The sequence below is a fragment of the Butyrivibrio sp. genome (assembly GCF_015056685.1).
In the GTDB taxonomy this organism is placed as follows: Bacteria; Bacillota; Clostridia; order Lachnospirales; family Lachnospiraceae; genus Butyrivibrio.
Genome location: NZ_SVFW01000031.1, coordinates 1 through 11397, shown reverse-complemented (window position 1 = coordinate 11397; position 11397 = coordinate 1). Strand labels below are relative to the sequence as shown.

The following is an 11397-nucleotide window of genomic DNA, read 5'->3' as shown; positions in this document are numbered from 1 at the left end:
GCCCAGTACCAGCTGCCGTCGCCTGTCTGGCAGATGGCGATACCGACTGTTTTGTATCCGCTATCCATAATGTTTGCGGCATGGGTTGGTGAATTCATCCATGCTGCGTAAACACTGTCTGCTGACTGATAGAGCTTTGCAAGATTCTCACCGTACTGAACGTTACTGTTAACTGTCCAGAATGCTGAACCATCAGGTCTTGTGTGTGAGAAGGAAGTTGTAATCTCATTGGCACGTACCTGAGCTGCATCTGTAAGAGCATCGCTCCAAGCAAGTGCTGCAAGTCCCTGTGCTGCTCTCTGCTGATTCATAAGATTAAATACTGCAGAGCAGGCATCTAATGCTGCCTGACTTGATGCAGCAGATCCTGCAAGAGCAATTGCTTCATCATCAATATATATTTCGCCTTCGCCTTCGTGGATACCTCTGGTTGCAGCCTGATCATCGATTGCCCCGTCCTTAACAGCGCCACAGGCAACGAATGTGCAGGCCAAGATGCCAGCCACCACCAAAGCAACATATTTTTTAATTTTTCTCATAATCACACTCCTGTGAATACAAATTTTAATTTCTAGTATCATGGTATCGTAACGACAATACTCATTCAATGAATTCCAGATAACTTTTTTCTAAAACAAAAATAAACATTCACAACTATCTGAAAAATTCTGAAATTATCTTTCCCATGCATTCACTTTTAATGAGTGAACCACAAACCTCTGACTGCCTCCTGCTCTTCCACTGCAGGTAGAAAGTGTGAGAATACTGTTCCCGCTTTCAAGGTCAAGGTCTGAAGGAATCTTATATGCTGAATGAGTCTGGATAAAAGAAATAAAATCTTTATACTCATCAAGATTTGAAACTACTGAATAAGCACCGCTTCCAACTTTAGTGATGTAATAAGCAAACACTCTGTACTGATATACGTGGTCCTTAGTATATATGTAAATATATGGATCATCCTCAAGAAGGGATTCATTTCCCTTTTGATAAAGGTCTTTTAACCTGCCAAACATGGATTTATCTTTCATATTATGACCAAATACAATGTCATGATACCCGTTAAATCCCGCATCACTCATAACGTCTTCAAAAATACATCCTGCCTTATTTTTTTCAAGTTCAAAGGTCTTATAAAGATATTCATCAACCTCAGACTCTTTTACCACAGGATAACTTATTTCAAGACACGGAAAATAAATCCAGGCAGTGACGTCAGGATTTATCTCTTCGAGCTTACCGAAGTTGATATTAAGCACAGGATAATCGACTATCTCCGCTTCATCTTCCGGAATATAATCGACAGCCACACTTCTTATCTCGTCGTATTCATCAGAAGCAACCTGATACTCCTTCTGATCAACATAGATCATCACACCTTCATAGACAATTATGGCCAGACAGATAATTAGTGCAACAATTCTTATTACTTTCTTTACCATATTTTCTCCCCTTCACAAATATTATAAATCATTTGATAATGCATAACAAATATACGATAATTGTAAGTAGTAGCATTTTTTATGAGGAGAAAATTTATATGGAGAAAAAAGAAAACAAACTGATTAGTTTTATCAAAAGCTATCACACAGACAACTTCAAATTGAATGATTTCATTCTTATTCCTTTCATTCTTGCATATTTTCTTATGCTTTTAGGTGGAACAGTAGGAAATCTGATTATCAATTATCCTGCATCAATGATAATCAATGATACCAATTATGATTATATTGCTTTTTTTGCGATGTACGCCAGCTTCATAGGCTATTGGATAGTTATTCTACTGTGGTGCCTTATTCCTTCAAACAGACCAATATTCGGAGCAGTCTGGAAAAAATGTAAGGGAAATACATTAAAACACCTCGGAATTGGCCTTTTGATCGGTTTTGTCATGAATGGTTTCTGCATTCTTCTTGCTGTCTTACACAAAGATATTTATCTCTATTTCTCAGGAGCCAATTTCTTTGCACTTTTGGGAATTTTCATAGCAGTATTTATACAGTCATCAGCAGAAGAACTTTTATGCAGAGGCTTTCTCTATCAGAGAATACGAAGAGGTTACCGCCACCCAGCTGTAGCAATTATCGTAAACGCTATGTTTTTTGGCCTTTTGCACATTGCTAATCCAGGCGTCAGCACTTTAGCTATTGTTTCCATAGTTGCTGTAGGTATATGTTATTCAGTAATGGTCTATTATTGTGACAGCTTATGGATGCCAATGGCAGCCCATGCAGCATGGAACTATACGCAGAGTATTGTTTTTGGCCTTCCAAACAGCGGCCTTGTATCCAAGTTTTCATTATTCAAACTAGATGCATCAACAGCAACAGACAGTTTTTTCTACAGTGTTAGTTTTGGTGTTGAAGAAACAATAGTTGCAGTATCCGTAAACGTCATCTGCGCAATACTTGTTGTCGTGTGGGGCATAAAAAACAAAAAGAAGCCCACAAATATCTGGGAATGATGACTAATAAAAACATACAAAAAGAATCATTGCGCCGAACTTTTGTTCGGCGTATTATATTGTTATGAATGAGTTTAATCAATCCGAAAATGAAAAAATAATATTTCACATAGACGTCAACTCTGCTTTTCTTTCATGGTCAGCTTTAAAAAAGCTTGAAGAAGAACCAGGAAGCATCGATCTTAGGACAATACCCTCTGCTGTTGGAGGCGATGTCAATTCAAGGCATGGCATCATTACTGCCAAATCAATCCCTGCCAAAAAGTATGGAATTGTCACAGGTGAGCCAGTAATAAAAGCGCTTCAGAAATGTCCTAAACTCGTCATGGTTCCTTCAGACTTTGCCACCTATAGGCGCTATTCTCACGCTTTCATCGACATTTTGAAAAAGTATTCTCCGCTTGTGGAACAGGTTTCTGTAGACGAGGCATATGTGGATTTCTCAGGTACAAGGAATCTTTACAGGCATTTAGAAACAAGCGAGCATCCTTTTCCGCTGTCAATTGCCTATGCCATAAAGGATGAAGTAAAAAACAACCTTGGATTTACTGTAAATGTCGGTATTTCCAATAATAAACTTCTAGCCAAGATGGCCAGTGATTTTCAAAAGCCTGACAGAGTACACACTCTTTTTCCTGAGGAAATCCCATCCAAAATGTGGCCACTTCCTATAAGAGACCTCTTTGGCTGTGGCAAGGCCACTGCAGAAAGACTTGAGAGCATAGGCATCAGAACTATTGGAGATGCTGCAAACAGCGAACTGACTTTTTTGTGCAGTATCCTTGGTGAAAACGGTGGTAAATACATTTACGCAAGTGCCAACGGAATCGGAAGCAGCAATGTTTCTGATGAATATGACGATGCCAAGAGCTATTCCAATGAGACCACTCTGTCCTATGACCTAAATGCCGATAACTATGACAAAGATATAGGAGGCATCCTTAAATGGCTCTCCGAAAGCGTTTCAAGGAGACTGAAAAGAGATAATGTTTACGGGAAAACTGTCACAGTGAGCGTAAAAACAGGGAATTTTAAAAGACATTCCTGCCAGATGGGACTTGAAAGCTCCATAAATGATGCTGATAAGATCCTAAAGCATGCAAAAGAACTTGCTGATAAGCTTCTTCTCGGTGATAACGGCCTTTTCATCAAAGGTGAAGTTATAAGGCTTGTGGGAGTCGGTGTCAGTAAAATGGATGATGGCAGTTTCCATCAGCTCAATCTCTTCGAGGACATCATGCCACAGACTTCTGAATCGGTAAAAGAGTCTTCAATATCAGAAGAAAAGCGAAAAAAGCTTGATGCAATGACACAGAAGCTCACTTCCGCCTATGGAAAAGACATAATCAAAAAAGGATTAAAATAACTCTTCATTTTTTATTACCATTTTCATATCATCAGGTATTGGTGCCAAAAAACGCAGCTCCTGTCCTGAAATCGGCTGTAAAAATAAGAGTTCGCATGCATGAAGAGCCGCTCTCTCCATCCCATGGTTATTAGCTATTTCTTTTCCATAAAGGCTATCCCCCAGTAAGGGATGCCCTATATAAGACATGTGAACTCTTATCTGATGTGTTCTTCCAGTATCAAGTTTAAGTCTCACAAGAGCAAAATCGTCAAACTGTTTTTCAACCTTGTAATGAGTGACAGCTCTTTTTCCGTCATCTCTTACTTCCCTGACCATCTTTTCCTTGGGATTTTCCCATATTGGAGCATCAATGGTTCCTTGCTTTTCAGAAAAAAATCCATCGCAAAGGGCAAGATACTCTTTTCTCCTGGACATATCAAGACACTGCTCAGAAAGAAGGGCTGCACTGTATCTGTTCTTGGCAAAGATAATAAGTCCCGATGTTTCCCTGTCAAGTCGGCCGATCACTCTTATAACGTGATTCTGACCGGTCCTGTTGTAATAACCCATTAGTGCATTGCTCAGTGAATCCGTAAAATGGCAGTATGAGGGATGAACAACCACATTCCCCTGTTTATTGACTACAACAATATCTTCATCTTCATAGACTATATCTATTGGATCATCACTTGGAACAATTTCTGAAGCATTGTCTGTATCTTCATAGATCCTGACTACAAGCTCCTGTCCCGGCTTTATTTCATCAATGATCCTTACAGCCTTTCCTTCACACATAACGCCGTCTTCAAAGAGTTTGCACCTCGTTACTTCCCTGCTTGAGAGCTTTAATCTTTCACGCATTATATCGCCCGCTCTCATAACTCCATCTTCTATTTTTAATTTAAATCTGATTTCTCTATAGCTGTTATTCATACGTAGCATTATAACCAAAAAAAGAATAACAGGCAAAATACCTGTTATCCTCTGTTTTCATTATTGATCTCGATCATATCGATCCTGTTTATCACTCCAATATCTTCAAGTACCCGGATCATTCTGTAGACGGTAGCCATTCCTACGCTGTTGTCCTTTGCCATGACCTTATAATATATATCTTTACAGGAAGAATGGTCATTTCCCATAATTACATCAACTATCAGTTTCCTCTGCTTGGTAATACGGCATCCGTTTTGTTTAAGTCTGTCTATAACCTGTTCACTGCTCATACTACTGCTTCCCCTCCTTATAGTGCCTCCACACTTATAACTTCATAGCCAGCCTTAGTTATGGTGTCACAAATAAGGCTTTCAGGAATCTCCTTGTATAAAGAAACATAAGCCGCCTTTTGGGATAACTTAACTTTTGCCACTACCCCGTCCATCTCATCAAGTTTTCTTTCAACCCTGTTCTTACAGTTATCACAGTGCATGCCCTCTATCGTCACTTTAAGTTTGGACAAAGGTTTTCCTGGAATTTTCTTTTTGGGAGCTTTTTCTTTGGGGCCTCCACAGCATGATCCCTCTCCCTTCATGTGCTGGATCGTACCTCTGACAGCAAAGAAAAGGATCACAGTAATAACCAGAATAATTATTATATTGGAAACGTTCAAACTGTTACCTCCAACAGATTCTAATACAAATCTAGTGCCTTATCTGCCTGACAAGACACTAGACATCTGATCATTGTTTTTTTGTTAAAGAGCTACATGCTTTTGCTTTGCTGCAGTTTCCCGCCATTGGACAACCTATGCAGTGTGTGCCCTTTTTCTTTTCCTTATAGATATAGAAAACGGCAAGTCCAACACAAAGTAAGATTATAATTGAGATTAAAATATCTATCATGATAACTCCTAACTAACAATTGCTTTTAAATATCAGCCAAGTTTGTACTCAAGTACCATCTGTTTCTGATTTCTCTTGATGATATATGTAATAATTGCTGCAAATACTGCTACTGCAACAAGTCCGCCTACAAAGCCTGCTCCAAAAGAACCTGTTGTGATAAGTGTACCAATCTGGTATACAAGGAATCCAACTGTAAATCCTGTTGCAAGCTGAAGAGCGATCGCACCCCAAAGCCACTTAGCAGATTTCATTTCAGAGTTCATAGCACCAAGTGCTGCGAAACATGGTGGTGAATATAAGTTAAACATAAGATATGCAAGTGCTGCAACCTTTGTTATTCCCATAACTGCTGCTACTGCATTTCCTTCACCGATAAGCTCAAGTTCCTCTGTATCAATGAGGTTAGAGATAGCATAAACTGTAGCGATTGTTCCTACAACGTTCTCTTTTGCAATAAAGCCTGTGATAGCTGCTGCAGCAAGCTGCCAGCTTACGATGCCAACTACAGGAACAAGAAGATAAGCAAATGGTCCTGCTACGCCTGCAAGGATTGAAGTGCTCTCCATTCCCTCTTCAACAGGCTGGAATGAGAAGTCAAATGTCTGCATGATCTGAACTACTGTGTTACATACTAAGATAACTGTTCCTGCCTTAACGATATAAGCCTTACCTCTTTCAAGCATTGACTTAAGTGCAAATGTAAGACTTGGAACCTTGTACTCAGGAAGCTCAATGATGAAGAATGACTTTCTGTACTTCATACCTGTAACAGCCTTGATGAGAAGAGCTCCTAAAAGGATAAGGAGGATACCACCCATGTAGCAGATGAAGCTAACCCATTTTGATTCAGGGAAGAATGCGCCTGCAAAAAGAGCTATAACAGGAAGCTTAGCACCACATGGCATGAAAGTTGCAAGCATAGCTGTTGCACGTCTTTCTCTCTCATTTCTGATAGTTCTGCATGCCATGATAGCAGGGATACCACAACCTGTACCAATGATCATAGGAATTACAGACTTACCTGAAAGACCTACTCTCTTGAAAATAGGATCAAGAACTACTGTTGCTCTTGACATATATCCGCAATCCTCTAAAAGAGCGATGAGGAAGTACATAACCATAACAAGTGGAAGGAAACCTACTACGGCACCAACACCACCAATAATACCATCAACAAGAAGGGCATAAAGAAGTGGATTAGCATCTGCCATAGCATCTCCAACCCATCCCTGGAAGCTTTCGATCCATCCTGCAAGAATATCTGCAAGCCATGTACCTACTGTTGTCTGTGAGATGTAGAATACAAGCCACATAATAGCAGCGAAAACTACGATACCGATAACCGGATGAGTAATAATATTATCAATTGTATCGCCGATGTTCTTATCTTTTGTAAGAACTTTACGGTTTTCAACATCTGCTACGATATTATTTACAAATTCGAAACGCTTTCTGTCTGCCTCTTCAACTTCAGCCTTGTTAGAAAGGTCGATATTTCCTTCTGAATATGCTGCCTTCTGTCCTTTTCCTTCAAGCTCTGCAGCAGCCTTAACAACATCCTTAAGACCTGTCTCTGATGTTGCAACTGTATTTATTACAGGGCAACCAAGCTTTTCTGACAAAGTCTTTACATCAACCTTGTTACCTTTTTTATCATTGGAATCTGTCTTATTAAGTGCAACTACAACAGGAATTCCAAGCTCAAGAAGCTGTGTTGTGAAGAATAAGCTTCTGCTAAGGTTTGTAGCGTCAACAATATTTATGATTGCATCAGGATGCTCATTTTTAACGTAACCGCTTGTGATGCTCTCCTCTGATGTAAATGGTGACATTGAATATGCACCAGGAAGGTCTACAGCGATAAGCTCCTTGTCCCCATCATAGAAGCTCTTTTTAATAGGACTCTCCTTTTTGTCTACTGTAACGCCCGCCCAGTTACCTATTTTTTCATTACGACCGGTGAGAGCATTGTACATGGTAGTTTTTCCACTGTTTGGATTACCAGCCATTGCGATTCTCATTTCTTTTCCTCCTGAAATAAACTAATTGTATTTTATTTATCAGGGACGCATCTAACGATGAATCCGAGCATACTAAGTTACTTATGGCTAACAGCCTGTGAAAAAATATCTGGCATAAATTGATATGCCAGTCTTTCAGATAATGATCAGATTGTAATAGCGCTTGCAAGCTCAGGATCGATGTTATATCTCGCATCCTTTATCGCAACAACAAGATTACGCTTCTTATCTACAACTGTGATCTTCTCTCCGCTATAGCATCCAAGTGAAAAGAGAAAACTCTTCATATCCTCATCATCACCTGTATCTACGCCAGTAACAACATACTCTTGACCAAGTACAGCTTCATTTAATGTCATATCAGTACTCCTTTTTCGTTACCTCTTGCTAACCGAATGTTAGTTTATTCTAACTGATATTTTTTGTCAACAACAGGTTTTGCACAATTTAATATTTATTTTTTATCAGGAAAATTATAATGATTATTGTTAGCTATTGCTAACTCTTTTTTTAATAATATTCTTTTTGAAAAATAATGTCAATAAAATGTTGATTAATTTTTAATAAAAGAGATGGCTTTAAAGGAATCTTCTATGAAATAAAAAAACTGGCTCATGCAAGACGCATAAGCCAGTCAGATCAAGCTCATTATTCAATTAAAAATATTTTTTGTCTTTCATTCTCTCAATAGCATCCATAGCAAGCTTACTTCTCTCGCACTCTGCTGCAGAAAGGGATATCTGCCATGCATAAGGACTTCCCTTCATATGCTCTGAAGCATATGACAAGCCATTTGTCCTCTCATCAAGGAAAGGCCTGTCTATCTGGTTAGGATCACCTAAAAGGATTATCTTGGTGTCCTTTCCGGCTCTTGTAATGATTCCTTTTGCCTGAGTTGGAGTCATGTTCTGAGCTTCATCAATAATAAGATAGGTCTTAAGGATTGACCTTCCTCTGATGAAGTTTAATGCTTCACACTGAACGATTCCTCTTTCAAAGACCTCATCTGTCTTACCCTGCAGTTCTTTTTCATCCTTATATCTCTCTTCTTCATTGGAGTCAATGAGCTGCTCAAGATTATCGATAATCGGTCTCATAAGAGGTGATATCTTCTCCTGTTCATCGCCGGGGAGGAAACCAATATCATCATCAAACTGAGAGTTTGGCCTGCAGACAAGAATCCTTCGATATTCACCAGTCGGTCTGTTTATCATCTTTTCAAGACCTACAGCAAGTGAATAGAATGTCTTGGCTGTACCAGCCATACCCTTTACAATTACAAGCGGAGCTACATCAGCAGGCTGCATGAGTGCTTCCTGAAGGAAATACTGTCCGGCGTTCCTTGGTTTAACTCCGTAAGGCTGGCTCTTTTCAAACTCCAGTTTTTTGATGAAGCCTTTAGATACACGGCCCATCTGGGTTTTATTAGTTGACTGATCTGCCCTTACAATTACAAATTCGTTTTCATACAGCTCAGGTGCATACTGATTTCCATCGTCATCACAGCAATAGACCTTATCAACAGGAATACCTTTTTTCTTGAAATCCTTAAAGATTTCCTCTGGTGCAAAAACAGATATTCGTCCGCTGTACTGCTCGCCATGGTCCGCAACCTGTTCTGTTGTGAAGTCCTCTGACTTAATATTAAGGAGCTGTGCCTTAATCCTCATCAGAATGTCCTTGGTTACAAGAATAACCTGAACCTTGGATACCTCACTTAGGCCCTTACATACTTTCAGGATACGATTATCAGATTTATAATCTGCCATATCCTTAGGGAGTTCTACATCTTTAAAGTTCTTTTCAACTCTAAGAAGTCCCCCATTGTCAAGCTCTACACCTGCAACCAGATCGCCTGATCCTCGAAGCTGATCGAGAATTCTGATTGCCTCTCGTACATTCGCTCCTCTCTCGCCCTCATCTCTCTTGTGGGCGTCAAGCTCCTCTAACACTACCAGCGGAAGAACGACCTCGTTATCATCAAAGCACTTTAAGGCGTGTGGTGCCTGAATCAAAACGTTGGTGTCCAGTACGTAGATCTTCTTCATGCGTAGGTCCCCCTCTATTTGTATGACTTATATTGTTATTATACCACATATAGTGGTTTAGGGATACAAAATGAAAAAGATATGTAATAAAAATATATGATAATCTTGACCATTTAAAGATAGTAAATATGTGTTGTCAAACGCAATAAGTAATAGCACAATTGATGAAGAAACTTAATCTGTAGATTAGGAAGAGTATTCTGATATATGTAAATAGCATATTTCAGAATACTTTCCCTTTGTATATGTGTAAGTAACTTCTCTAACATTCTAAAAAATTTAGATTGCGGCTGCGTACGCCACCATTGACTGAACCTGAGGAAAACGCCCTACAGGCTCTGCCGACGGTGAAGATGATGGGAACAGTAGTTAGACTCACGCACCGTCGGATTCAGCATTGTAGCGTTTTCCTCAGAACCCGTCAATGGCAAGCACCTTCGGTGTGGCTAGTTTTTATTGCCTCGGGCTCTGACTCCGAGAACAGTAGGGATGTCATTTAGATAAGAAAAAGATTTGACAGAGCAACAAGCATGATATCTATAGCGTCTACGTGAGATGCTGCTCTTTATTAGTAGTAGAACACGTAAAACTAAACAGATATTTGGAAAAAATACGTGAGGAGAGGCTTGTTAACGGAGATGTATCACGTAGAATGCCAGAAAATCATTGCGAAACTACGTGATAACAGGCTAAAGATAAAGCGGTGTCACGTAGATGTCCACGCTACTAGATAATCTGAAGAACGTAGCGTGCCTATTTTGCATTTACTGCATTTTCTTATCTAAATGACATTGGAACAGTAGGGGCGGCTGAAATTGAATCAGCTGGAGACTTGGGATATTGAAAACATAAAGATTTACCTGGCTATAGCATGCTGCGAGAGATTTTTCTCGATTTTCATGCCTTGTGCAGAGGCTTCTGACATGATTTGGAGATTTTTTGCAAGTATCACATGCTTTGTATAGTGGTCCAGACATGTTGTTAGTGATTTGACTCAGATACAATGTCTTTGCTTAGTAATTCGACATGCTGTGCCAGATTTTTCTCATAATTTCATGCCTTGAATAGAATCGTTTGGCATGAGATCTGGTATTTATTCTATTATTCATGTCTTGTACATCTTTTTCGACATGACGCGAGCATCTTTCTTCTGTACGCATGCTTTCTTTTTATAAAATAATCATTGATGTTTAGATGAAAAGGATGATTTGGGCATATAGCGTTTTGGAAAGCTCCCAGCCACCTCTGATTTTTACTATTTTGTCCTTATAGCAACTTTTTGCGATGCCAGCCACCCCTCATGGAAGTTCAACTGGGCATATAGACCGATTTCAAGCTTCGGGCCACCCGTAAAAAGGTGGCTGCGGCCGGATTATTACCGTATATGCCCAATCGCCTGCGATGAAATCCATGATGAGGGGTGGCTGCAAGCCTGATATCCGGCTATGAGCCCAAAACCTGTTTGATTGCAGGTGGCTGAGCTATTAAAAACAAGCTATATGCCCAAAGGGTAACGCTTTCGGGCTCCCTAAACTGCTACTTGTATAGTGTACACATATAAACTCCCTTTAGACCTGCTTTCACATGCGGCATGTGAAAGCTGCGAGCCCATGTTCCCTAGAAACTAGCCGCTTCTGCTGCCACTGAATTCAGAGTCCGAGGCGCCTTCATC

The 11397-nt window shown here is 39.8% G+C and carries 11 protein-coding genes; 2 read left to right on the top strand and 9 right to left on the bottom strand.

Annotated features, from left to right (window positions below; all coding sequences use genetic code 11):
* Together E7303_RS11685 and E7303_RS11680 are read right to left on the bottom strand one after the other, a co-directional pair.
* Nucleotides 1–539, bottom strand: a 539-nt coding sequence (locus tag E7303_RS11685; RefSeq protein ID WP_292145487.1) for a CAP domain-containing protein, incomplete at its 3' end; no start/stop codon positions are given.
* 135 nt (nt 540–674) lie between these two features.
* Complete coding sequence (locus E7303_RS11680; RefSeq protein ID WP_292145486.1) at nt 675–1442, bottom strand: class B sortase; 768 nt, start codon at nt 1440–1442, stop codon at nt 675–677.
* 98 nt (nt 1443–1540) lie between these two features.
* Between E7303_RS11680 and E7303_RS11675 the strand changes: the two genes are divergently transcribed.
* On the top strand, nt 1541–2464 hold the full coding sequence (locus E7303_RS11675) for a CPBP family intramembrane glutamic endopeptidase (RefSeq protein ID WP_292145485.1): 924 nt from the start codon (nt 1541–1543) through the stop codon (nt 2462–2464).
* A gap of 64 nt (nt 2465–2528) precedes the next feature.
* The gene (locus E7303_RS11670) at nt 2529–3830 is read left to right on the top strand and encodes a DNA polymerase Y family protein (RefSeq protein WP_292145482.1); all 1302 of its coding nucleotides are present in this window, start codon (nt 2529–2531) and stop codon (nt 3828–3830) included.
* Here E7303_RS11670 and E7303_RS11665 read toward each other — a convergent pair.
* The 7 genes from E7303_RS11665 to E7303_RS11635 all read right to left on the bottom strand — a co-directional run bounded on the left by E7303_RS11665 (nt 3822) and on the right by E7303_RS11635 (nt 9725).
* A complete protein-coding gene (locus E7303_RS11665) occupies nt 3822–4745 on the bottom strand; it encodes an RluA family pseudouridine synthase (protein ID WP_292145481.1) in 924 nt (307 codons plus the stop codon). The genes E7303_RS11670 and E7303_RS11665 overlap by 9 nt on opposite strands.
* 44 nt (nt 4746–4789) lie before the next feature.
* Nucleotides 4790–5038, bottom strand: a complete 249-nt coding sequence (locus E7303_RS11660) for a Fur family transcriptional regulator (RefSeq protein ID WP_022775057.1) — start codon at nt 5036–5038, stop codon at nt 4790–4792.
* 17 nt (nt 5039–5055) lie between these two features.
* On the bottom strand, nt 5056–5421 hold the full coding sequence (locus E7303_RS11655; protein WP_292145480.1) for a heavy-metal-associated domain-containing protein: 366 nt from the start codon (nt 5419–5421) through the stop codon (nt 5056–5058).
* Between the two features lie 70 nt (nt 5422–5491).
* The gene (locus E7303_RS11650; protein WP_074885944.1) at nt 5492–5653 is read right to left on the bottom strand and encodes a FeoB-associated Cys-rich membrane protein; all 162 of its coding nucleotides are present in this window, start codon (nt 5651–5653) and stop codon (nt 5492–5494) included.
* Nucleotides 5654–5685: 32 nt separating this feature from the next.
* Nucleotides 5686–7677: a ferrous iron transporter B gene (feoB, locus tag E7303_RS11645; RefSeq protein ID WP_292145479.1), complete on the bottom strand. Its 1992-nt coding sequence runs from the start codon at nt 7675–7677 to the stop codon at nt 5686–5688.
* Between the two features lie 146 nt (nt 7678–7823).
* On the bottom strand, nt 7824–8036 hold the full coding sequence (locus E7303_RS11640; protein ID WP_074885938.1) for a FeoA family protein: 213 nt from the start codon (nt 8034–8036) through the stop codon (nt 7824–7826).
* A 297-nt stretch (nt 8037–8333) separates the two neighbouring features.
* Nucleotides 8334–9725 (bottom strand): PhoH family protein, encoded by a 1392-nt coding sequence (locus E7303_RS11635; RefSeq protein WP_292145477.1) that lies wholly within the window; start codon nt 9723–9725, stop codon nt 8334–8336.
* Between the last annotated feature and the right edge of the window lie 1672 nt (nt 9726–11397).

Bases quoted from the DNA above. Each gene is read 5' to 3' on its own strand.
- E7303_RS11680 (WP_292145486.1), bottom strand. From the start codon at position 1,442: ATGGTAAAGAAAGTAATAAGAATTGTTGCACTAATTATCTGTCTGGCC.
- E7303_RS11675 (WP_292145485.1), top strand. From the start codon at position 1,541: ATGGAGAAAAAAGAAAACAAACTGATTAGTTTTATCAAAAGCTATCAC.
- E7303_RS11670 (WP_292145482.1), top strand. From the start codon at position 2,529: ATGAATGAGTTTAATCAATCCGAAAATGAAAAAATAATATTTCACATA.
- E7303_RS11665 (WP_292145481.1), bottom strand. From the start codon at position 4,745: ATGAATAACAGCTATAGAGAAATCAGATTTAAATTAAAAATAGAAGAT.
- E7303_RS11660 (WP_022775057.1), bottom strand. From the start codon at position 5,038: ATGAGCAGTGAACAGGTTATAGACAGACTTAAACAAAACGGATGCCGT.
- E7303_RS11650 (WP_074885944.1), bottom strand. From the start codon at position 5,653: ATGATAGATATTTTAATCTCAATTATAATCTTACTTTGTGTTGGACTT.
- feoB (WP_292145479.1), bottom strand. From the start codon at position 7,677: ATGAGAATCGCAATGGCTGGTAATCCAAACAGTGGAAAAACTACCATG.
- E7303_RS11640 (WP_074885938.1), bottom strand. From the start codon at position 8,036: ATGACATTAAATGAAGCTGTACTTGGTCAAGAGTATGTTGTTACTGGC.
- E7303_RS11635 (WP_292145477.1), bottom strand. From the start codon at position 9,725: ATGAAGAAGATCTACGTACTGGACACCAACGTTTTGATTCAGGCACCA.